At 76.3% G+C, this 22,575-nt stretch carries 17 protein-coding genes; 6 read left to right on the top strand and 11 right to left on the bottom strand.

Annotation, left to right across the window (positions count from 1 at the left end):
• Positions 1 to 190 precede the first annotated feature (190 nt).
• Positions 191 to 3,943: a helix-turn-helix domain-containing protein gene (locus tag E1266_RS11540; RefSeq protein WP_165966031.1), complete on the top strand. Its 3,753-nt coding sequence runs from the start codon at positions 191 to 193 to the stop codon at positions 3,941 to 3,943.
• On the opposite strand, the gene E1266_RS11535 is transcribed toward E1266_RS11540, so the two are convergent.
• Positions 3,904 to 4,971 carry an alcohol dehydrogenase catalytic domain-containing protein gene (locus tag E1266_RS11535; RefSeq protein ID WP_132046325.1) on the bottom strand — a complete coding sequence of 356 codons (1,068 nt, stop codon included), beginning with the start codon at positions 4,969 to 4,971 and terminating at the stop codon, positions 3,904 to 3,906. The genes E1266_RS11540 and E1266_RS11535 overlap by 40 nt on opposite strands.
• Positions 4,972 to 4,985: 14 nt before the next feature.
• Positions 4,986 to 5,483 (bottom strand): XdhC family protein, encoded by a 498-nt coding sequence (locus E1266_RS11530; protein WP_132046324.1) that lies wholly within the window; start codon positions 5,481 to 5,483, stop codon positions 4,986 to 4,988.
• Between the two features lie 144 nt (positions 5,484 to 5,627).
• Between E1266_RS11530 and E1266_RS38765 the strand changes: the two genes are divergently transcribed.
• Both E1266_RS38765 and E1266_RS11520 read left to right on the top strand, forming a co-directional pair.
• A complete protein-coding gene (locus E1266_RS38765) occupies positions 5,628 to 6,182 on the top strand; it encodes a universal stress protein (RefSeq protein WP_207945576.1) in 555 nt (184 codons plus the stop codon).
• Positions 6,179 to 7,018 (top strand): pyridoxal-phosphate dependent enzyme, encoded by an 840-nt coding sequence (locus E1266_RS11520; protein ID WP_132046322.1) that lies wholly within the window; start codon positions 6,179 to 6,181, stop codon positions 7,016 to 7,018. Before E1266_RS38765 ends, E1266_RS11520 begins: the two co-directional genes overlap by 4 nt.
• Before the next feature lie 50 nt (positions 7,019 to 7,068).
• On the opposite strand, the gene E1266_RS11515 is transcribed toward E1266_RS11520, so the two are convergent.
• From E1266_RS11515 to E1266_RS11500, 4 genes are all read right to left on the bottom strand, one after another.
• Positions 7,069 to 8,142, bottom strand: a complete 1,074-nt coding sequence (locus tag E1266_RS11515; protein WP_132046321.1) for an acyl-CoA dehydrogenase family protein — start codon at positions 8,140 to 8,142, stop codon at positions 7,069 to 7,071.
• Positions 8,139 to 9,332: an acyl-CoA dehydrogenase family protein gene (locus E1266_RS11510; RefSeq protein WP_132046320.1), complete on the bottom strand. Its 1,194-nt coding sequence runs from the start codon at positions 9,330 to 9,332 to the stop codon at positions 8,139 to 8,141. Before E1266_RS11510 ends, E1266_RS11515 begins: the two co-directional genes overlap by 4 nt.
• A 104-nt stretch (positions 9,333 to 9,436) precedes the next feature.
• Entirely contained in the window at positions 9,437 to 9,847 is a 411-nt protein-coding gene (locus E1266_RS11505; protein WP_132046319.1) for a nuclear transport factor 2 family protein, read from the bottom strand.
• Between the two features lie 94 nt (positions 9,848 to 9,941).
• Entirely contained in the window at positions 9,942 to 11,960 is a 2,019-nt protein-coding gene (locus E1266_RS11500; protein WP_132046318.1) for an AAA family ATPase, read from the bottom strand.
• Positions 11,961 to 12,208: 248 nt separating this feature from the next.
• Here E1266_RS11500 and E1266_RS11495 point away from each other — a divergent pair, with 248 nt between their 5' ends.
• Positions 12,209 to 13,003, top strand: coding sequence for an SDR family NAD(P)-dependent oxidoreductase (locus E1266_RS11495; RefSeq protein ID WP_132046317.1), 795 nt, complete (start codon positions 12,209 to 12,211; stop codon positions 13,001 to 13,003).
• Between the two features lie 33 nt (positions 13,004 to 13,036).
• On the opposite strand, the gene E1266_RS11490 is transcribed toward E1266_RS11495, so the two are convergent.
• Positions 13,037 to 16,252, bottom strand: coding sequence for a carboxyl transferase domain-containing protein (locus E1266_RS11490; RefSeq protein WP_132046316.1), 3,216 nt, complete (start codon positions 16,250 to 16,252; stop codon positions 13,037 to 13,039).
• Between the two features lie 167 nt (positions 16,253 to 16,419).
• Here E1266_RS11490 and E1266_RS11485 point away from each other — a divergent pair, with 167 nt between their 5' ends.
• Positions 16,420 to 16,989, top strand: a complete 570-nt coding sequence (locus tag E1266_RS11485) for a TetR family transcriptional regulator (protein WP_132046315.1) — start codon at positions 16,420 to 16,422, stop codon at positions 16,987 to 16,989.
• A gap of 22 nt (positions 16,990 to 17,011) precedes the next feature.
• Here the strand turns inward: E1266_RS11485 and E1266_RS11480 are convergent, their stop codons facing one another.
• Complete coding sequence (locus E1266_RS11480) at positions 17,012 to 18,445, bottom strand: aldehyde dehydrogenase family protein (protein WP_243718370.1); 1,434 nt, start codon at positions 18,443 to 18,445, stop codon at positions 17,012 to 17,014.
• Positions 18,446 to 18,630: 185 nt separating this feature from the next.
• Here E1266_RS11480 and E1266_RS11475 point away from each other — a divergent pair, with 185 nt between their 5' ends.
• Positions 18,631 to 19,812: an acyl-CoA dehydrogenase family protein gene (locus E1266_RS11475; protein WP_132046314.1), complete on the top strand. Its 1,182-nt coding sequence runs from the start codon at positions 18,631 to 18,633 to the stop codon at positions 19,810 to 19,812.
• A gap of 43 nt (positions 19,813 to 19,855) precedes the next feature.
• Here the strand turns inward: E1266_RS11475 and E1266_RS11470 are convergent, their stop codons facing one another.
• The 3 genes from E1266_RS11470 to E1266_RS11460 are packed head-to-tail and all read right to left on the bottom strand — an operon-like array spanning position 19,856 to position 22,470.
• Positions 19,856 to 20,653: an enoyl-CoA hydratase/isomerase family protein gene (locus E1266_RS11470; protein ID WP_132046313.1), complete on the bottom strand. Its 798-nt coding sequence runs from the start codon at positions 20,651 to 20,653 to the stop codon at positions 19,856 to 19,858.
• Positions 20,634 to 21,689, bottom strand: a complete 1,056-nt coding sequence (locus E1266_RS11465) for an alpha/beta hydrolase (protein ID WP_243718369.1) — start codon at positions 21,687 to 21,689, stop codon at positions 20,634 to 20,636. Before E1266_RS11465 ends, E1266_RS11470 begins: the two co-directional genes overlap by 20 nt.
• Positions 21,690 to 21,717: 28 nt before the next feature.
• Positions 21,718 to 22,470, bottom strand: coding sequence for a gamma-glutamyl-gamma-aminobutyrate hydrolase family protein (locus E1266_RS11460; RefSeq protein WP_132046312.1), 753 nt, complete (start codon positions 22,468 to 22,470; stop codon positions 21,718 to 21,720).
• Between the last annotated feature and the right edge of the window lie 105 nt (positions 22,471 to 22,575).

Here is a 22,575-nt window from a genome sequence, read left to right as displayed (position 1 = left end):
TACCCGTACAAGGCCGTACAGCGCGGCGTTCCCGCAGCGGATCCGCGGCACCACGCACCGTGAGGCAGTCCGGGGAAACCCGGTTTCCGGTGGGAGCGGCCGCACGTATGTCATGTGCCACATACGGCGCCGCCGTCCTGTGTGTGAATCGGGGTGCCGTACGGCACCGGTTCGCCGTGCGATTCAGGCCGTGGGGGTTCACATGGTGCTGCGCAACCCGTCCAGGAGCGGAGCCGAGGCGCCGGACCCGCGGCGCGTCGTCACGCGGCAGGACTTCGCGCGGGAGCTGACGCTGCTGCGCGACCACGCGGGCCTGACGGTCAGGGACGCCGCGCGGGAGGCGGGCATCCCGCACGCGAGCGCGGGCGACTACTTCGCCGGGCGGCACCTCCCGCCGCTGAAACCGGCGCGGCTCCCCGCGCTGCTGCGCGCGTGCGGCGTGACCGGCGACGCGGAGGTGGAGGCATGGCTGGAGGCCCTGCGCAGGGTCCGGCGGACCCCCGGGCGGCGCCCGGCGGTCGTCCCCTACCGGGGCCTGGCCCGGTACGAGACCGAGGACGCCGCGTGGTACTTCGGCCGGGAGGCGCTGACCTCGGTGCTGGCCGAACGCGTGCGGGCGCTGGAGGGCGGCGGCGCGATCGTCGTCGTCGGGCCCTCCGGCGCCGGGAAGTCGTCGCTGCTGCGCGCCGGGCTGGTCCCCGCGCTGCGCGAGGACACCGGGATCGTCCTCCGCACGGCCGACGAGATCGACGCGGACGATGTGGCCGGGCTGTGCGAGGCCGGGACGGCCGTGGTCGTCGTCGACCAGTTCGAGGACGTCTTCGCGGGCCGTTCCGACGCGGCGGCGGACGACCTGGTCACCACCCTGCTGGAGCTGCCCGCCACCGTGGTCCTGGCGCTGCGGGCCGACTTCTACGGCCGGGCGCTGCGGCATCCGGGGCTGGCCCGCGTGCTGCAGGCGGGCCAGGTCGTGGTCACGCCCATGAACGAGGACGAGCTGCGCCGCGCGATCGTGGCGCCGGCGCAGCGGGCCGGGCTGGAGCTCGAACCGGGGCTGGCCGACCTGCTGCTGCGCGAGGTGAGCCCGGCGCCGGACGCCCGCCCGGGCGCCGCCCACGAGACGGGCACGCTGCCGCTGCTGTCGCATGCGCTGCTGTCGACCTGGGAGCGGCGCCGGCACGGGACGCTCACGATCGCCGACTACCGGGACAGCGGCGGGATCGCGGACGCGGTCGCCGCCACCGCGGAGGAGGCCTACCGCGGCCTGGACGAGGACGAGCGCGACATCGCCCGCCTCCTGTTCCTGCGGCTGGTCCACATCACCGGCGACACCGGCGTGACGCGCCGCCGGGTCGCCGAGCGGGAGCTCGGGGACGAGGTGCGCGACGTCCTGGACCGGTTCGTCCGGCAGCGCCTCGTCACCGCCCGCGCCGACGGGGTCGAGATCGCGCACGAGGCGCTGCTGTCCGCCTGGCCGCGGCTGCGCGGGTGGCTGGACGCCGACCGGGCCGGGCTGCGCACCCACCGCCGCGTCACCGAGGGCGCCCAGGCGTGGGAGGAGTCGGGCCGCGACCCCGGCGCGCTGCTGCGCGGCGCGTGGCTGGCCGAGGGCGGGGAGCTGGCCGCCGACCCGCGGCGCGGCGGCGGCCTGAACGAGCTGGAACGCCGGTTCCTACGGGCGTCGGCCGAGCAGCGGGACGCGGAGGCGCGGGCGGCGCGCCGGCTGGTCCGGCGCGGCCGGCGGCTGATCGCGGTGCTGTCGGCGGTGTCGCTGGTGACGCTCGGGCTCGCCGGGGTCACGCTGCGCCAGCGGCAGGCGGCCGACCTGCAGGCCGCGGCGGCGGACGCGCAGCGCGACCTGGCGGTGTCCCGGCAGGTCGCGATCGAGTCGGCCAAGCTGCGCGGCGAGGACGTGGCGCTGGCGGGGATGACCGCGCTCGCGGCGTACCGCGTGGCGCGCACGCCGGAGGCGCGGTCCAGCCTGCTGGAGGCCTACTCCGGCCCGGCCGCGACCCGGATCACCGGGGCGCGCGGGGTCCTGCAGGCGGTGGCGGTCACCGCGGACGGCCGGACGCTGGCGGCGGCGGGCGCCGACCGCGCCGTCCGGCTCTGGAACATCGCGGACAGGGGGCGCCCCGTACCGGCCGGGCCGCCGATGACCGGGCACCCCGACACGGTGTACGGCGTGGCGCTCGCCCCGGACGGCAGGACGCTCGCCAGCGGGGGCGGCGGGGGCACCGTCCTGCTCCGGCGGCCCGGCGCGGCCCCGGTCGCGCTCACCGGGCCGCGGAACACGGTGTACGCGGTGGCGTTCAGCCCGGACGGCCGGACCCTCGTCGCGGCGAGCGCGGACGAGACCGTCCGCGCCTGGGACGTCGCCGACCCCGAGCCGGGCGGCCGCGTGGTGGCCGAGGGGTCCGCCGCCGCGCACAGCGTGGCGTTCAGCCCTGGCGGGGAGACGCTCGCCGTGGGCTTCGCCGACGGAAAGGTCCGGCTCGTCGAGATGAACCGGCGTGCGCCCGCCGCCCGCACTCTCGCGGCGGGCGCACGGACCGTGTACGGGGTGGCCTTCAGCCCGGACGGCCGGACCCTCGCGGCGGGCAGCGCCGACGGGACGGTCCGGCTGTGGCGGGTGGACGGCTCGTCGGCCGTGCCGTCGGGACGGCCGCTGAAGGGGCCGGACCAGTGGGTCAACGGGGTGGCCTTCGCGCCGGACGGCCGCTCCCTGGCGGTGGCGAGCTCCGATGGCCGGGTCCGGGTGTGGGACGTCGGCGCGCGGACCGTGACCACGACGCTGCCTCATCCGGGGCCGGTGACGGCGGTGGCGTTCCTGCGGTCGGGGTCGCTCGCCACCGCCGCGTCCGACGGCACGGCCCGGATCTGGGAGGTTCCCGGCCCGGTCGTCGAGGGCCCGGAGGGCGGGATCTTCGCCGTCTCGCTGAGCCGCGACGGCAGGGTGCTGGCGCTGGCGGGGGCGGGCGGCACGGCGCGGCTGTGGTCGGTGGCCGATCCGCGCCGCCCGGTCCCGCTCGGGCCGGTGATCGAGCGGGCGGCCGGGAGCGGCACGGCGTCCGGCGCCGCCGCGCTGAGCCCGGACGCCGCGACGCTCGCGGTCGGCACGCGCGGCGGCGAGACGCGGCTGTGGGACGTCCGCTCCCCGTCGCGCCCCACCGCCGTCCCCGGGATGCTCACCGGGCCGGGCGACCTCGTCCAGGGGCTGGCCTTCAGCCCCGACGGCCGCCTCCTCGCCGTGTCGAGCAACGACAAGAGCGTGTACCTGTGGGACATGGGCGATCCGCGCGAGCCGGTGCGCGCGGCCGAGCTCACCGGCGCGGCCAACTACGCCTACCAGGCCGCCTTCAGCCCGGACGGCCGCACGCTGGCCTACGGCACCGCCGACAGCAAGGTCCACCTCTGGGACGTCACCGACGCCCGGAACCCCGTCCGGCTGGGGCCGCCGCTGGGCGGCCACGAGAGCTACGTCTTCGCCGTGGTCTTCAGCCCGGACGGCGCGACCATGGCCACGGCGGGCGCCGACAACACGGTGGTCCTGTGGGACGTCCGCGACCGGGCGCGCCCGCGACCGCTGCCCCGGCGCCTGCACGGCCCCGCGAACTACGTCTACTCGCTGGCCTACGGCCCGGACGACACGCTCGCCGCGGCCGCCGGGGACGGGACCGTGTGGCTGTGGGACACCTCCGACCCGTCCGATCCGCGCGCCCTCGCGACGCTCACCGGGTCGGCCGAGAGCCTCTACATCGACGCCGCCGTCCCGGACCGGCCGCTCCTCGTCACCGCCGGGGTGGGCCGCGACGTGCGGCTGTGGTCGATGGACCCGGACGAGGTCGCCGCGCGGATCTGCGCCACCGCCGGGACGCCGATCACCGAGGCGGAGTGGCGGCGCTACCTGCCCTCGGCGTCCTTCGACCCGCCCTGCCGGTGAGGCTCGATCATCGTGATGCCGGGGGCGGGCATGTCCATGAGGGCGGCCGGGGCCTCGTCCAGCGCGAGGACGCGGCCGATCAGCAGGTCGGGGCGCAGCGTCCCCGCCCGGACCAGCTCCACCATCGGGCCGTAGGCGTGGGCGGCCATTCCGTGGCTGCCGACGATCTCCAGCTCCATGGCGACGACCCGCTCCATCGGGAGGTCCGCGGGGCCCGCGCCGGACGGGAGCAGCCCGACCTGGACGTGCCGGCCCCTCCGGCGCAGGGACTCGACCGAGGCGCGGGCCGTCTCCGGGCTGCCCAGCGCGTCCAGCGAGACGTGCGCGCCGCCCCGGCACGCCTCCCGCACGGCGCCCGCCACGTCCGCGTGGCCGGCGGCGTTGACGACGGCGGACGCCCCGCTGCGCCGCGCCAGCTCCAGCGCCCCGGGCGCGACGTCGACGGCCACGACGCGGGCGCCCGCCGCGGCGGCGATCATCACGGCGGACAGGCCGAGGCCGCCGCAGCCGTGCACGGCCACCCACATGCCCGCGGAGGCGCCGCCCTGCGCGAGGACGGCCCGGAACGCGGTGGCGAACCGGCAGCCGAGGGCGGCGGCCGCCGTGTACGACATCTCGTCCGGCAGCCGGACCAGGTTGACGTCGGCGTTCTCGACCGCGACGTAGTGGGCGAAGGAGCCCCAGTGGGTGAAGCCGGGCTGCGTCTGCGCCTCGCAGACCTGCTGGTCCCCCGCCGCGCAGGCCGCGCAGCGGCCGCAGGCGCACACGAACGGAACCGTGACGCGGTCGCCCGGGCGGGCGGCGGCGACGCCCGCGCCGACCTCCTCGACCGTGCCCGCCAGCTCATGGCCGGGCACGTGCGGGAGGGACCGGATCCCGGGATCGTGCCCCTGCCAGCCGTGCCAGTCGCTGCGGCACACCCCGGTCGCCTCGACGCGGATGACCGCGCCGCCGGCGGGCGGCCGCGGATCGGGGACCTCGCGGACCTCCGGCGGCGCCCCGAACCCGCTGTAGACGACCGCCCGCATCGGAGGCCCCGCCCCTAGAACTCGAAGCCGCCGGGGCGGCCGTTGCGGTCGGCGATGAGGCCGGCCAGGGTCGCGATCGCGATCTCCGCCGGGGTCCGCGACCCGATGTTGAGGCCGATGGGCCGGTGGACCCGCGCGATGTCCCCGGCGGGGACGCCGAGCTCGGTGAGCGCCGGGATGTGCGGGGCGGGGTGGCGCGGGTTGCCCATGACGCCGACCCAGCGGACCGGCTGGGTCAGGACGTCCCGCAGGACCGGCCCCAGCTCGGGGCGGTGGTGGTCGGTGACCACGACGTCGGCCGTCGCGTCGAGGTGCGGCAGGTCGGCGGCGCCGTCCCGGTCCTTGTCGGGGTCGACGAGGAAGGTGCGGTAGCCGAGGTCGGCGCCGTAGCGCAGCAGGTGCTCGGCGACGGGACCGGCGAACACCGCGACCAGCGTCCGCTCCGCCGCGGGCGCCGGGGCGTCGCCGTGCGCGACGGCGCAGGCGGGGTCGTTCTCAGGCGGTGTTCCCATACCCGCAGTCTGCCCCGCGCGGGCGCGGCCGGTCCAGCGGGCCGCGCCTTTTGCGGAAAGCCGCGTTTCCCCAACGCGAGACCCTTCCTTGGGAGCGGGTATGCCTGCACCCTAGAGTGCACACCAGGCGGGCTGGGAGGAACCGTGATCACGAGACCGGAGGGCGGACCCCGCGTCGTGGTCGGGGTGGACGACTCGGCGGGCGCCCGCGGCGCCCTGTCCTGGGCGATCGGCGCGGCCCGGCTGCGCGGGCTGCCGCTGCTGGTCGTCCATGCCGCTCCGCTGCCGCCGCACGTGTCGGCGGCGGGGCAGCTCGGCTGCGGCGTCACCGAGGCGCTGCGCGCGTCCGGCGCGGAGCTCATCGCCCGGGTCCTCGGCGACGTGTGCGGCGGCCCGCCCGAGGGCGTGGACATGACGGCGCTGGCGCTGGTCGGCGAGCCGGGCGCGGTGCTGGTGCGGCTGGCGGGCGACGGCGACATCCTCGTCGTCGGGCACGGGACGCGCGGCCCGTTCTCGCGGCTGCTGCGGCCCTCGGTCCGGCTGCACTGCGCCCGCCGGGCGCGGGCGACCCTCGTCTGCGTGCAGACGCCCTCGTTCGACACGCTCCTGGAGCGCCTGGCCGTGCAGGACGAGTCCCCCGGCCACGTGTCCGGCTCCCGGTTCCGGCGGCTGGGCCGGCGGCTGCGCCACCCGCTGTGACCTCCCCCGTCGTGGAGCTGGCCGACGACCGGGCCGCCCGGCGGGGCGTGCGGCTGTTCCTGAAGCGGGACGACCTGATCCACCCGGAGCTGCCCGGCAACAAGTGGCGCAAGCTCAAGCACAACCTCGGCCCGGCCCGGGAGCACGGGACGGTCCTCACCTTCGGCGGCGCCTACTCCAACCACATCCGGGCCACGGCCGCGGCCGGAAGGATCTTCGGGTTCGCGACCATCGGCGTGATCCGCGGCGAGGAGCACCTGCCGCTGAACGACACCCTCGCCTACGCCGAGCGGATGGGCATGCGGCTGGCCTACCTGGACCGCGCCGCCTACCGCCGCAAGCACGAGCCCGACGTCGTCGCCGCCCTGCGCGAGCGGTGGGGCCCCTTCTACCTCCTCCCCGAGGGCGGCAGCAACGCGGCGGCGGTCAGGGGATGCGCGGAGCTCGGCGCGGAGGTGCCGGGCTACGACGTCGTCTGCTGCCCGTGCGGCACCGGCGGGACGCTGGCCGGCCTGGCCGCCGGGCTCGCCCCGGACCAGCGCGCCCTCGGGTTCTCCGTCCTGAAAGGGGGCTTTCTCCACGCGGAGGTGGAACGGCTCCAGTGCGAGACGTACGGCGGGCGGCGCGGGGCCTGGCGCGTGGAGGACGGCTTCCACTTCGGCGGCTACGCCAGGCGGACGCGCGAGCTGGACGCCTTCATCGCCGACTTCGCCGAGCGGCACGGCGTCGTCCTCGACCGCGTCTACACGGCGAAGATGATGTCCGGCGTACTCGCGCTGGCCGAGCGCGGCGCGTTCCCCGAGGGCGCACGGGTGCTGGCCGTCATCACGGGATGACCGGGCGGGCCCCGCATGCCGCGCACGGGGCCGCCCGGTCACCGGTCCGGTCAGGCGGGGGGCAGGTCGGCCAGGCCGGCCAGGGCGGCGCGGTGGCGGCCGGGGGTGCCGAGCGCGATGGAGTCGGCCTTGGCGCGCTTCAGGTACAGGTGCGCCGGGTGCTCCCAGGTGAAGCCGATGCCGCCGTGCATCTGCACGCACTCCTCGGCGGCCTTGACGGCGACGGCCGAGCAGTGGGCCTGCGCGACCGCCACGGCGACGGCCGTGTCGTCATCGCCGGAGGCCACACACGACGCGGCGTACCGCGCCACCGCGCGGGCCTGCGTGATGGACGTCCACAGGTCGGCGAGGCGGTGCTTGAGGCCCTGGTAGGAGCCGACCGGCCGGCCGAACTGGTAGCGGGTCTTCACGTAGGCGACGGTGTCGTCCAGGCAGCGCTCGGCCAGCCCGAGCTGCTCGGACGCCAGCATCGCGGCGCCGGTGAGCAGCGCGGCCCGGACGGCGTCCGGCCCCTCGGCGACGAGCCGCGCGGGCGCCCCGGAGAACGCGACGTCGGCCAGGCGGCGCGTCATGTCCAGGGACGTCACGGCGGTGCGGCGGGCGTCCGCGGCGTCCACCGCGTAGAGGCCCCCGTCCGCCGGGACGAGGAACACCTCGGCCGCCATCCCGTCGGCGACGCTGGTGACCTCGCCGGTCACGGCGCCGGCCGCGGCCCGGACCTCCGGCGCCCCGTCACCGGGCGCCGTGCTGAACGGCACGGCCAGGACGGCGATGGTGCCGCCCGACGCGAGCCGCCCGAGCAGTTCGCGCTCCCCCGCGGCCAGCAGCGCGGCCGTCGCGGTGACGGCGCTGCCCAGGAACGGGACGGGCGCGGTGGAGCGGCCCAGCTCCTCCATGACGACGGCGGTCTCCCGCCAGGTGGCCCCGGCGCCGCCGAGGTCCTCGGGGACGGGCAGCCCGGCGCAGCCGAGCTGGCCCGCGACGGCCCGCCACAGCGCCGCGTCGTACGGCTCGTCCTTCTCGGTCCCGGCGAGGACGGCCGTCCAGGGCGCCTTGTCGTCGAGCACCTCGCGGACGCTCGCGCGCAGGTCGTTCTCGATCTCGCTGTACAGCAGGTCGCTCACTTGGGCAGGTCCTTCCACGGCACGTCCTTGTCGACCCGGATCTCGCCGGGCAGGCCCAGCACCCGCTCGGCGATGATGTTGCGGAGGATCTCCGACGTGCCGCCCTCGATGGAGTTGCCCTTGGCGCGCAGGTAGCGGTACCCGGGCGAGCGGCGGGTGAAGTCGACCTCGGCGGGCCGGCGCATGGTCCAGTCGTCGTAGCGCAGGCCGTCCTCGCCCAGCAGCTCCAGCTCCAGGCCGGACACCTCCTGGTTGATCTTGGCGAACGCCAGCTTGGCCCCGGAGCCCTCCGGGCCGGGCTGCCCGGCGGTGAGCTGCTGCCGCAGCCGCTCGCCGGTGAGCCGCGCGGCCTCGGTCTCGACCCAGGCCCGCAGCACGGCGTCGTGCAGGTCGGGGGTGCGCAGCTCGGGGCGGTCGCGCCACAGCGCGGCGACCACGCCGATCATGCCGCCCTCGCGGGGCGACCGGGCGCCGCCGATGGCGACCCGCTCGTTCATGAGCGTCGTCGTGGACACCTGCCAGCCCTGCCCGACCTCGCCGAGCCGGTGCTCGTCGGGGATCCGCACGTCGGTGAGGAAGACCTCGTTGAACTCCGCCTCGCCGGTGATCTGCCGCAGCGGGCGCACCTCGACGCCCGGCGCGGTCATGTCGCAGACGAAGTAGGTCATGCCGCGGTGCTTGGGGACGTCCGGGTCGGTGCGGGTGACGAGGATCGCCCAGCGCGCCTCGTGGGCCATGGACGTCCAGACCTTCTGGCCGTTGACCGTCCAGGCGTCGCCGTCGCGGACGGCGCGGGTGCCGAGCGCGGCGAGGTCGGAGCCGGCGCCGGGCTCGCTGAACAGCTGGCACCACACCTCCTCGCCGGTCCACAGCGGACGCAGGAAGCGGCGCTTCTGCTCGTCGGTGCCGAACGCGAGGATCGTCGGCGCGGCCATCCCGAGCCCGATCCCGTTGCGCTCGGGGTGGTTGGTCGGCGCCCCGGCCGCGGCGAACGCGCGGTCGACCGCGGGCTGCAGGGACCGCGGGGCGCCGAGGCCGCCGAGGCCCTCGGGGTAGTGGACCCAGGCGAGGCCGGCGTCGAACCGGGCCCGCAGGAACTCCAGGGGCTCGCCGGCGGACGGGTCGTGCGCGGCGAGGAACTCGCCGACCCGCCTCTCCAGCTCCTCGGCGTCGGGCGGTGCTGTGCTCACGGGGCGGACCTCCGCAGGGCGAGGGGGCGGCGGCCGGGCCGCCCCACGGACATACCAACCGGTCGGTATGGTCCGCCCAGCCTAGGAAGCGCCGGGTCGGCGAGTCAACCGCCGTCCGCCCCCATGGCGCGGGCGAGCCCGGAATGGTCGTGGTAGTCGCGCGATTCCACGATGCGCCCGGCGCGCACCCGCAGCACGAAGACGTTCGGCACGACGAACTCGCGTCCGGTCTCGGTGTTGCGGCCCGCGTACTCGAACTCCGCGATGATCACCTCGGGGTCGGCGGTGTGGTGGACGACGACGTTGCGCGCGGTCATCTCCAGCGGCAGCGTCTCCAGGCGCGCGAAGTGCTCGCGCACCGCGTCGCGCCCCTCCAGGCGGGTGGTCGGATGGGCGAACGGGTGCACGACCACCGCGTCCTCGGCGTACAGCCGCGGCAGCGCCTCGGGCCGCCGCGCGGTCACCCCGTCGATGAGCCGCTGGAAGACGGCCCGGGGGCTGGCGAACTCGGACATGACCCTCCACTACAAGTCAGAGCTTCACTTGTCAACGGCTTCACTTGCCGGCGGCGTGTGCGCGGTGTCCGTCCGGCGGTGGACGGCGGGAGCCTCAGCCGTTCAGTTCGGCGGGGAGCTCGTCCCGGTGCAGCACCGTCAGCGAGGTCACGGCGCGGGTGAGGACGACGTACAGGCGGGCGAGGCCGCGGGCCTCGGCGGCGGCGATGGCGGCGGGCTCGGCGACGACCACCTGATCGTACTCCAGGCCCTTGGCCAGCGTCGCGGGGACGACGAGCAGCCGGGTCTCGCCGCCCGGCCCCGGCCCGAGGACGGCGTGCTCCAGCCCGGCCGCCTCCAGTGCCGCCGCGTGGGCGGCGACCGCCGAGTCCGGCACGATCAGGCCGATCGAGCCGGGGCGGGCGAGGGCCTCCCGGGCCGCCGCCACCAGCGCGGGTCCGAGGTCGGGGACGCGCCGCACGTCGAGGGCGCCCGCTCCGGGACGCAGCGAGCGCGGCCGCTCCAGGCCCGGCGCGATGTGCGGGAGCAGGCGGGCGGCGAAGTCCAGGACGGTCCCCGGGACGCGGAAGCCGAGGGTCAGCTCGGTCACGTCCCCGTCCTGCCCGAGGTGGGCGAGGACCTCCTTCCAGGACCGCGCCGACCACGCGGTCGTGCCCTGGGCGAGGTCGCCGAGCACGGTCGCCGACCCGGTGCCGCACCGGCGGCCCAGGGCGCGCAGCTGCATCGCCGACAGGTCCTGCGCCTCGTCCACGACCAGGTGGCCGAGCGAGGCGGTGCGCTCGACCAGGTCGCGCAGCTCGTCGAGGAGGGCGCGGTCGGCGGCGGTCCACCGGGCCGAGCGGTGCGACCGGGCGGGCTCGGGCCACAGGATCGCGGCCTGCTCCGCCTCGTCCAGGAGGCCCTTCGCTGCCCTGCCGAGGAAGGCGGGATCCGACAGGAGCCGGTACAGGACCTGCTCGGGGGTGACCTTCGGCCACACGGTGTCGAGGACGTGCTTGACCGGCTTGCTGCGCGCCACCTGCTCCTGGACCCGGTCGTCCGGTGCCTCGCCGCGCTTCTCCATCTGGACGAGGATCCGGTGCGCGAGGCGCTGGGCGAACGCCGCGCGGCCGCTGCCGTACCGGGTCGTGCCGCGCAGCGCGGCGGCGATCTCGCGCACCTCGTGGTCGGCGAGCCGGTAGCGGGCGGACCCGCGGGCGACGACGAGGCCCTCGGCGGGCTTGGCGATGTGCAGCCACAGCGCCTTGCGGAGCACGTCCGCCATGCGCGCCTCGCCCTTGACGGCGGACGCCTCCGCCGGCTCCTCCGCCGTGGGCGCCCCGAGCAGGTCGTCGATCGTGGCCTGCTCGACGCCGGCCTCGCCGAGCGCGGGCAGGACCGCCGAGATGTAGCCGAGGAACGCCCGGTTCGGCCCGACGATGAGGACTCCGGACCGCGCCAGCCGCTCCCGGTGGGTGAACAGCAGGTAGGCGGCGCGGTGCAGGCCGACGGCCGTCTTGCCGGTGCCGGGGGCGCCCTGCACGCACACGGTGCGGGGCAGGTCCGCGCGGACGATCTCGTCCTGGTCCGGCTGGATCGTGGCGACGATGTCGCGCATCGGCCCGGTACGGGGGCGCTCGATCTCCTCGGTCAGGATCCGGGACGGGCCGGCCGCGCCGCCGCGCAGCGGCTCGTCCTCGAACGCGGTCAGCTCACCGCCGCTGAACCCGAACCGCCGCCGCAGCCGCCAGCCCATGGGGTCCGCGGGCCCGGCCTGGTAGAAGGCGCGCGAGACGGGCGCGCGCCAGTCCAGGACGAGCGGGCGGCCCTCGTCGCCGTCGTGGACGTGCCGCCGCCCCACGTACATGACCGCGGGCAGGTCGCCGCTGCCACCGTCACCGCCACTGCCGCCGTCGTCGCGGTCCATGCGCCCGAAGAACAGCGGCGCGCCGGGGTGGTCGGCGAGCGCCGCGACGCGCTGTTCGAGCAGCGACTCCAGGAACTGCCGGGACACCCAGTCGCCCGCCGCATCGGCGGACAAACTCTCGGCGTGCTCGCGCATCCGGCGCAGCGCGGCGCGGGACTCGGCCAGGTGGGCGCGCTCGGCGGCCAGGACGGCGGACTCGGCGGGCATGCGGGCACACCTCCGGCGGCGAGGGAGCGGACGGCGAGGGAGCGGACTACGGGCGGCGCGCGGCGAGGAAGCGCGGCCGGGAAGCAGGCGGCGAGGAGAGCGGCTGGACGAAGACGCGAGCCTACCGGGACGCCCCGGTTCCCGCCCACCGGTTTTCCGGCCGGGTGCGGCTGCGCGCGGCGTTCCTCCTTGCCGGGCGGGGGCCGGTGTGTGACGTTGGGCGCCATGGGGAGCGGAATGGTGATGGCATGGTGACGCTGAGCGGCCGGACCGCGGTGGTCACGGGCGCCTCGTCCGGCATCGGCGCGGTCGTGGCGGAGGCGCTCGCCGGGGCCGGCGCCCGGGTCGGGCTGGTGGCGCGGCGCAAGGACAGGCTGGAGCGGGTGCTCGCCCGGTGCCGCGAGCACTCCCCGGACTCGGCGATGTGGGTCGCCGACCTCGCGGACCTGGACGGCGTCGCCGGGCTCGCGGCGGACGTCGAGCGCGCGTTCGGCTCCGTGGACGTGCTGGTGAACAACGCCGGGATGCCGAAGCGCCGCCGCGTCCAGGACCTGGCGCCCGCCGAGGCCGAGGACGTGATGCGGCTGAACTACCTGTCCCCGGTGCGGCTGACGCTGGCGCTGCTGCCCGGGATGCTCTCGCGCGGGCACGGCCACCTGGTGGCGGTGGGCTCGGTCGCGGCGCGGCTCGGGCCGCCGCACGAGGCCGCCTACGCGGCGTCCAAGGCGGCGCTGACCGCGTTCTGGGAGAGCATGGCGGTCGACCTGGACGGCACCGGGGTGGAGGTGCACGTCGTCCAGCCCGCGCTCATCGCGGGGACCGAGCTGTTCACGCTGCCCGGCAACGAGAAGCCGCTGAGCGACGTGTCCGAGGGACTGCCGCCGCAGGAGGTGGCCGCGGCCGTCCTGGAGGTCCTCGGCGAGGGCCGGTTCGAGCAGTACGTGCCGGGGTGGTTCCACGAGATGGCCTCGGGCAAGGCGGCCGACGTCGACGCGTTCGTCGCCGGGGTCAAGGAGTGGACCCGGGAGCGGCTGGAGAGCTGACGCCCCCCGCGGCCGGCGCCGGCGGCGCGGCCGTCACCAGGTGTCGATCCAGCGGCGGCCGTCCCCGGGCGGCGGGGCCGAGGCGAACGCGGTGGTGATCCAGCGGCGGGTGTCGGCGGGGTCGATGACGTCGTCCAGCTCGAACACCGTGGCGGCGTGCAGGGCCTTGCCGTTCTCGTAGGCGGCGGCGACCATCGTCCGGAACAGCTCCTCGGGGTCCTCGGCCTCGGCGAGCTCCTTGCGGTAGCCGAGCCGGACGGCGCCCTCCAGGCCCATGCCGCCGATCTCGCCGGTGGGCCACGCGACGGTCGCGAGCGGCGCCTTGAACCCGCCGCCCGCCATGGCCTGCGCGCCGAGGCCGTAGCCCTTGCGCAGCACGATCGTGACGATCGGGACGCGCAGGTTCGCGCCGATCACGAACATGCGGCTGAAGTGCCGGACGGTGGCGGTCCGCTCGGCGTCCGGGCCGACCATGAAGCCGGGCGTGTCGCACAGCGACACCACGGGCAGCCCGTGGGCGTCGCACAGCTGCAGGAACCGGGCGGCCTTGTCGGCGGCGTCGCGGTCGATGGCGCCGCCGAGGTGGGCGGGGTTGCTGGCGATGAGGCCCAGCGGGCGCCCCTCGATCCGCACCAGCGCGGTGATGATCCCGACCCCGAAGGCGCGGCGCAGCTCCAGCACCGACCCGGTGTCGGCGAGGCGGGTGATCGCGCGGCGGACGTCGTAGGCGCGCAGCCGGTTCTCCGGGACGACGTTCCGCAGGGTCCGCTGGTCGTCGCACGTCCAGTCGCCGCGCGGGCCCTGGAAGTAGGACAGGTAGCGGCGGGCGGCGTCGACGGCGGCGGCCTCGTCGTCCACGGCGATGTCCACGACGCCGTTGGGCTCCTGGTCGGTGATCGGGCCGATCTCCTCGGGCGCGAACACGCCGAGCCCGCCGCCCTCGATCATCGCGGGGCCGCCCATCCCGATGTTGGCGTCGCGGGTGGCGATGATGACGTCGCAGCAGCCGAGCAGCGCGGCGTTCCCGGCGAAGCAGCGCCCGGCGGCGATCCCGACGGACGGGACGCGGCCGCTGAGCCGCCCCATCGCGTGGAAGGTCGCGACGTCCAGGCCGGACACGGTCGAGGTGTCGGTGTCGCCGGGCCGGCCTCCGCCGCCCTCGGCGAACAGGACCACGGGCAGGCGGCGGCGGTGGGCGATGTCGAGCATCCGGTCGGTCTTGCGGTGGTTCTGGTAGCCCTGGGTCCCGGCCAGGACCGTGTAGTCGTAGGACATGACGACGGCCTGCGCGCCGGCGACGTCCCCGACGCCGCAGACCATGCCGTCGGCGGGGGTGCGCTCGATCAGGTCCTCCAGGGACCGGCGCCGCCGCTGCGCGGCGATGGCCAGCGCGCCGTACTCGACGAACGTGCCGGCGTCGCAGAGGTCCTCGATGTTCTCCCTGGCGGTGCGGCGGCCGCGCGCGTGCCGCTTGGCGACCGCCTCGGGACGGGACGCGTCCAGGCCGGTCTCGTGCCTGCGCAGCGTCTCGGCGAGGTCGGCGCGGATCTCGCCGGGGTCGGGCTCGGCGTCCTCGGCGGCGTGGCCGGCTCCGGCCTCGGCGGGTTCCACGAACAGCAGCGGGGCGCCCTCCGCGACGGTGTCGCCGGGCGCGGCGGCGACGCCCCGCACGATGCCCGCCTCCCCCGCGTGGATGACGTGCTCCATCTTCATGGCTTCGAGGACGAGAGCCGGCGCCCCGGCCCGCACGAGGTCGCCCTCGGCCACGTCCACGCTCACCACCGTGCCCTGCATGGGCGCGGGGACGGCGACCGTGCCGGGCGGCGCGTCCGGTACCGCGGCGGCGGGGGCGGCGGTCTCGTCCCGGACGGTCTCGACGTAGTAGCGGCGGTGCTCGCTCTCCAGCAGCTCGGGCAGGTGGTCGGCGATGAAGGAGGTGTCGAACCCGCCGGAGAGGAAGCCGGGGTGGCGCAGCACGCCCTGCAGCAGCGGGATGCTGGTGGCGACCCCGGCGATCTCGAACTCGCCGAGCGCGCCGTGCGCGCGGGCGGCGGCGGACGGCAGGTCCTCCGCGCGGGCGACGACCTTGGCCAGCAGCGGGTCGTAGCGGGGGCTCGCGCGGTAGCCGGCGTACCCGCAGGTGTCGACGCGGACGCCCGGCCCGGACGGCGGCGCGAACGCGGTCAGCGTCCCGGCCCGGGGGTGCGGCGTGCCGTCCGCGTCGAGGGTCTCGGTGTTGACCCGGACCTGGACGGCGCAGCCCGCGGCGCGGGGCGGCCCGCCGCCGAGGCCGACGGCGGCGAGGTCCTCCCCCAGCGCGAGCCGGATCTGCGTCTTGACCAGGTCGACCCCGGTGATCTCCTCGGTCACGGTGTGCTCGACCTGGAGTCTCGGGTTGGCCTCCAGGAACCAGAACTCCCCGTCCGCGACGAGGAACTCGAAGGTGCCGATGCCGTCGTAGCGGACCCGGGCGGCCATGCGCAGCGCCGCCTCCAGCAGCGCGTCCCTGACGTCCCCGGGCAGCGCCGGCGCGGGCGCGACCTCGATCAGCTTCTGGTGCCGCCGCTGGACGCTGCAGTCGCGCTCCCACAGGTGGACGGCCGCGCCGGTGCCGTCCCCGGCGATCTGCACCTCGATGTGGCGGGCGCGCGGCACGTACCGCTCGGCGTACAGGTCGCCGGAGCCGAAGGAGGCGAGCGCCTCGGACCGGCACCGCTCGTACGCGGCTGCCATCCCGGCCGGATCGGTGACGGCGCGCATCCCGCGCCCGCCGCCGCCGGCCACGGCCTTGAGCATCACGGGCCCGTGCTCGCGGGCGAACTCCTCCGCGGCGGCGGGGCCCACCGGGCCGTCCGTGCCGGGCGGCACGGGCACGCCCGCCTCCCGGGCGAGCGCCCGGGAGCGGGTCTTGTCGCCGAACAGCTCCAGCAGTTCGGGGCGCGGGCCGGTGAAGGTCAGGCCGGCGGCGGCGCAGCGCGCGGCGAACGCCGCGTTCTCGCTCAGGAAGCCGTAGCCGGGGTGGACGGCGGTGACGCCCGCGTCCTCCGCGGCGGCGAGCAGGGCGCCGGCGTCCAGGTAGCCCGCCGGCCCCTCGCCGGGCAGCACCCGCACCTCGTCCGCGCGGCGGGCGTGCGGCGCGGGGGCCTCGTCGCGGGTGCGGACGGCGACCGTCCGCAGGCCCAGCTCCGCCGCGGCCCGGACGATCCGCAGCGCGATCTCGCCCCGGTTGGCCACCAGGATCCCGCCCACCCGTCCTCCTCGCCTCGCTCCGCGCCCTCGCCTCGGCTGGGGCTCACTCTAGAGAGGCGGCCGGGTCCCGGTGACCGGCGGGCGGCCGGTGACCGGCCGGGGGGCCCGGGTGATAATGGTCCGGGAGGGCCGCCTCCCCGCGCTCACCTCGGAGGATCGACGAACTCATGGGCACCGCCGGCCGTTCCGTCCGCGAATCCCTGCTGGACGCCGCCGCCTCCCTGCTCGTGGAGCGCGGCTACCGCGGCGTCCGGATGCGGGACGTCGCGGCGGCCGCCGGGGTGAGCCGGCAGACCGTCTACAACGAGTTCGGCGACAAGTGGGGCCTGGCGCAGGCGGTCGTGATCCGCGACAACGAGCGGTACCTCGACGGCATCGACGCGGCGCTGTCCGCGCACGACGACCTGTACTCGGCGGTGACCGCGGCGGTCATGTACACGCTCGAGACGTCCGCGGACGACCAGCTCAAGAAGGCCGTGCTGACCGGCGCGGGCGGCGACGAGCTGCTCCCGCTGCTCACCACGCAGGCCGAGCCGGTGCTGTTCACCGCCAGCGCCCGGATCGCCGAGCACGCGCTGCGGCACTGGCCGGACCTGGACCGCGACGCCCTCACCGAGATCGCCGACGCCGCGGTGCGGCTGACGATGAGCCACCTCATGCTGCCCTCCGGCCCCCCGGAGCGCTTCGCCCACTTCGTCGCCCGCATGGTGACCCGCTACGTCGCCGCCTCTTCATGACGGCCGCCTCGGATGACGGCCGTCACGGGATGACGGTCTTCAGGTGGACGACCTTGACGGCCGTCATCTCGTCGAGGAGCTCGGGGCCGTAGCCGAAGCCCCGCCCGCTGGCGCCGCGCGGGGTCGCGGCCCCGCCCGGGGCGCCGCCGAACACCGCGTTGATCTTCACGGTGCCGGTCTTCAGGGTGCGCCAGGCCGCCTGGGCGTGCGCGGGGTCGCGGGTGAGGACGGTCGCGGCGAGGCCGTAGCGGGTGCGGTTCGCCGCTTCCAGTCCCTCCTCGAAGGACGCGACGGTGCGGACGGGCGCGACGGGCCCGAACGTCTCCTCGGCCATCACGGCCATGGCGTCGGTGCAGCCGGAGAGGACGGTGGCCGGGTAGAAGCAGCCGGGGCCCCCGGGGATGCGCCCGCCGGTCCGGAGCCGCGCGCCGTCCGCGACGGCCTTCTCGACCTGCTCGTGGACCCCGGCGCGGTGCCGCTCGTCCACCAGCGGGGCGAGCTCGGTGGCCGGGTCCGCGCCCGGGCCCATCCGCAGGGCGCGGGCCCGGGCGGTGAGCGCGTCCAGGAACCCGGCGGCCACCGCCTGGTGCACGTAGACGCGCTCGACGGCGGTGCAGATCTGGCCGCAGTTCGCGAAGCAGCCTGTGGCGGCCTGCCCGGCGGCCCACGCCGGGTCGACGCCCGCGTCGACGATCAGCGGATCGCTGCCGCCGTTCTCCAGCAGGAGCTTGGCCCCGGTCCGCGCGGTCAGCTCGGCGATGCGGCGGCCCGTGCCGGTCGAGCCGACATGCGCCACGACGTCCACGCCGCCGTGGCCGGCGAGGGCCTCGCCCACCTCGGCGTCGCCCGTGACCAGGTTGAGGACGCCGCCGGGCAGCCGCTCGGCGATCAGCTCGGCGAGCATGGCGCCGGTGTGCGGGGTCCGCTCGGACGGCTTGTGCACGACGGTGTTGCCGGTGACCACGGCGGCGCCGATCAGCCCGCAGGCGATCGCGACGGGGTCGTTCCACGGCGTGAGCACCGCGACGGTCCCGAGGGGCTCGCGGACCATGAAGTCCGCCGCGTCCCAGCCGCCCTGCAGGCTGCGCCCGCCGTGCAGCGGGCCCAGCTCGGCGTACTGGCGCAGCGTCCCGATCCCGGCCTCGACACCGCCGAGCGCGTCGCCGGACGGCTTGCCCATCTCGGCGGTCACCAGCGCGGCGAGCTCGGCGGCGTTCGCCTCGACGGCGCGCGCGGCGGCGTGCAGGGCGGCGCCGCGCTCGGCCGCCGGGACCGCCGCCCAGCCGGGCGCGGCGGCGCGGGCCGACCCCACCGCCGCCTCCACGTCGCCGCCGGCGCAGAGGGGCACCACCCCGAGCGGATCGCCGTCCGCCGGATCGGTGATCGTGAACATCCGCTCCCCGGTACCCTGGCTCCAGCGCCCCCCGGCGAGCATCCACCTGTCACGCGGTCGCATGATCGCTCCCTCGTCTCCCCCGGGCAGAGCCGCGCCCGGGACCCGCGGTCGCCCGCCCGACGTGTTCGGTCCCCCATGCGTCGCCTACCCGGGACGGCGGCGTTCATTGGCCGACCCCGAATGTCAGTGACTACTTACTCGATGGGCTACCGTGGGGCCCGACAGCCGAGTGCGAGGGAGGCGCGGTGGACTTCGACCTGCCGGAGAGCGCGGCCGCGGTGCGCGAGGGCGTACTGGCGATCGCGGGGAAGTACGACCAGGAGTACTGGAGCCGCTGCGACGCGGACAAGCGCTGGCCCGAGGAGGTCTGGCGGGAACTGGTCGCCGGCGGCTGGCACGCGCTGGCCGTCCCCGAGGAGTACGGGGGCGGGGGGCAGGGCCTGCTGGAGCTCGCGGTCGCCCTCGAGGCCCTCGCCGAGGGCGGCGCGGGAGGCGCCGCGTCGTTCATGTACCTGCTGACGCCCGCGTTCGGCGGGCTGACGATAGCCCGCCACGGCACCCGGGAGCAGCAGGAGGAGCTCCTGCCGAAGATCGCGTCCGGGGAGCTGGAGACCTGCTTCGCGATCACCGAGCCGGACGCGGGCAGCAATGCGATCAACATCTCCACGCACGCCCGCCGCGACGGCGACTCGTTCGTGGTCAACGGCCAGAAGATCTGGATCTCCGGGGTCGAGCGCGCGGACCACATGATCCTCGTCACCCGGACGGTCCCGGCCGCCGAGGCGCGCCCCCGGACGGCGGGCTTCACCGTCCTGCTGGTGGACCTCAAGGAAGCCGTCGCCGAGGGCACGCTGACCTACCAGCCGATCCCCAAGCTCGGCACCAACACCGTCGCGTCCAGCACGGTCTTCCTGGACGACGTCCGCGTCCCGGCCGAGCGGGTGCTCGGCGAGGTCGACATGGGGTTCACCGTCCTGTGGGACATCCTCAACCCCGAGCGGATCCTGGCCGCGGCGGGCGGCGTCGGGTCCGGCGAGCTGGTGCTGAGCCTCGCCTGCGAGTACGCCACCGAACGGGCGCCGTTCGGCAAGCCGATCGGGACGAACCAGGGCATCGCGTTCCCGCTCGCCAGGGTCAAGGCGCAGGTGGAGCTGGCCCGGCTGATGACCTACAAGGCCGCCTGGCTGTGGGACCGGGGCCGCCCCTGCGGCTCGGAGGCCAACATCGCCAAGCTCACCGCGGCCGACGCAGCCTGGCAGGCCGCCGACCGCGCGTTCCAGACCTACGGCGGCATGGCGTACTCGCTGGAGTACCCGATCTCCCGGATGTTCCGCGACGCCCGCATCGCCAAGAACATCCCGGTCGCCGAGGAACTCGTCCTCGCCCACATCGCCCAGCACGAGCTGGGACTGCCAAAGTCGTACTGAGCGCAGTCCTGCCGACCGCCGCGGACGCGCGGGAGGGACGGGCTCAGCCGAACCTGGGCGGGCGCTTCTCCCGGATGGCCGAGACGCCCTCCCGCACGTCCGGGCCGGTGAACCCGAAGAACTCCATCGCCAGCGACGCGTCGAACGACGGGCCCGCGAGGCGCAGCCAGTTGTTCAGCGCGTGCTTGGTGAACGACAGCGCCTCCGCGGGCCCGGCGGCGAGCCGGCCGGCGATCTCCAGGGCGCGCTCGTGCACCTCCCCGTCGTCCACGCACAGCGAGACCAGGCCGATCCGCTCGGCCTCCTCCCCCGTCAGGACGTCGTTGAGCAGCAGGTAGTACTTCGCCTTCGCCATCCCGCACAGCAGCGGCCACACGATCGCCGCGTGGTCCCCGGCCGCCACGCCCAGCCGCGTGTGCCCGTCGATGATCTTCGCGGTGCGGCCGGCGACGGAGATGTCGGCCAGCAGCGCCACCGCCAGCCCCGCGCCCACCACCGGGCCCTGCATCGCGCTGACCACCGGCTTCGAGCAGTTCACCACGTTCATGACGATGTCGCGCGCCTCGCGCATGATGCGGCGGCGGGCGCCGTGGTCGACCATCATCTCCTCGATCATGGCGAGGTCGCCGCCCGCGGAGAACGCCGTGCCCTCGCCGCGCACGACGACGGCGCGCACCTCGTCGTCGGCGTCGGCGTCCCGCCAGATCTCCGCCAGCTCCCCGTGCCCGGTCGTGTCGACCGCGTTGAGCTTGCCGGGCGTGCTGATCACGACCCGCAGCACGCCGTCCGCCGCCCAGTCGATCTTCAGCCGCTCGTAGCCGTCATACCGCCCGCTGCCCATGGCCGCTCGCCTCCCGCGTCCGCGCGTCGAATGCCGCGCGCAATCGTCGCACAGCGAATTCGCGCGCCCGGACACCGGCGTCGAAGATCTCCGGGAGCAGGAAGAACGAGTGCACGACGCCGTCGTAGCGGCGCAGCTCGACCGGCACCCCGGCGGCGGCGAGCCGGCGCGCGTACGCCTCGCCCTCGTCCCGCAGGATGTCGTACTCCGCGGTGATCACGGTCGCGGGGGCGGCGCCGGCGAGATCCGGGGCGCGCAGCGGGGCCAGCCGGAAGTCCGCGCGGTCGGCGCCGCCCCGGTAGAGCCCCATGAACCGGGCGAGCGTCGCGGCGTCCAGCGCGTATCCGGACGCGAACTCCCGCCAGCTCGGGGCGTCCATGGCCGTGTCGGTCACCGGGTAGACGAGCAGCTGGTGGGCGAGCGGCACGCCGTGGTCGCGGGCGAGCAGCGCCGCCGCCGCGGCGAGGTTGCCGCCCGCGCTGTCGCCGGCCACCGCGACGGCCCCGGGCAGGGCGCCGTAGCGGTGCGGCTCGCGCGCCACGGACGCCACGACGGCCCAGGCGTCGTCGACGGCGGCGGGGAACGGGTGCTCGGGTGCCAGCCGGTAGCCGACGTTCAGGACGACGCATCCGGCGGCGGCCGCGATGTCGCGGCACACGGCGTCCACGTCGTCGACGCCTCCGAGGACCCACGCCCCCCCGTGCAGGTAAACGACCGCGGGCAGCGGCCGGCCCCCGGGCGGCACCGGGCGGTACAGCCGCACCGGGACGGGCCCGCCCTGGCCGCGCACGGTGAGGTCGCGCACCTCCGGCAGCTCGCGGCCCTCGGGGGACGGCACCGCGCCGACCCGCCGCCGCATCTCCTCGATGGTCGGTTCCGCCGGGTCCCCCGCGCCGGGCGGCAGAGCCGTCCAGGCGGCCACGAACTCCAGGAAGCTCACGGTCTGCGGGTGCAGCGGCATGCGGCGGCCTCCGGGGGTCAGCGGCGGGATCCACCAGATCGACTTCCCCGGGACGGCCGCGTCAACCCCCCCCACCCAGCGCCCGGGCCCCGGGCCGGAGGGCTCAGCGGCCGGCGGCCTCGGCGACCAGGGCGTCGAACAGCCGCCCGTCCCCGGCCTCCTCCGGGTGCCACTGGACGGCGAGGCCGAAGCGGTGCCCCTGCAGCTCGACGGCCTCGACCACCTGGTCCTCGGCCCAGGCCACCGCCGCCAGGCCCCTGCCGAGCCGGCCCACCGCCTGGTGGTGGTAGGTGGGGACGTCGGCGGAGTCGCCCATGATCTTGCCGACCAGGCTGGTCGCGCTGATCTGCACCGGGTGCGAGCCGACCAGGCCGCTCTCCGGCGCGTGCCCGTCATGGCCCACCGCCTCCGGCAGGTGCTGGACGAGGGCCCCGCCTCGGGCCACGTTCAGGACCTGCATGCCCCGGCAGATGGCCAGGAAGGGGAGGTCGGCGTCCACGGCCGCGCGGGCGAGCGCGAGCTCGAACCGGTCGCGCTGCGGCTGCGGCGGGCCCGTCATGGCGTGCCGGGCGGCCCCGTACAGCTCGGGGTCCACGTCGCCGCCGCCCGCCAGGACGATGCCGTCGAGCCGCCCGACCAGCGCGTCCACCCCGCGCAGCTTCGCGGTCGGCGGCAGCATCACCGGGATCCCGCCGGCCCGCTCGACGGCGCGGACGTACGGCACCGGCAGGAGCGCGGCCTCGCGCACCCAGATCCCCCAGCGGGCCGGCTCCTGGTAGGCGGTGATGCCGATGAGCGGCGGCGCGCCGGCACCGGCGGCGTTCGGGGACGGCCCCCCGCGGATGGCCTCTGACATGCCCGGTTCCCCTCTGTCGTGCGTTGGCCGCGGGACGACCCCCGATCCGGGCCGTGTGCTGCGTTCGGCTGCCCCCATGCCGCCTCACCCGCCCCCGGGCCGTCC

Origin of the sequence: Actinomadura sp. 7K534, from assembly GCF_004348575.1 — a bacterium.
GTDB lineage: Bacteria > Actinomycetota > Actinomycetes > Streptosporangiales > Streptosporangiaceae > Spirillospora > Spirillospora livida.
This window is presented reverse-complemented; position numbering and strand designations above follow the sequence as displayed.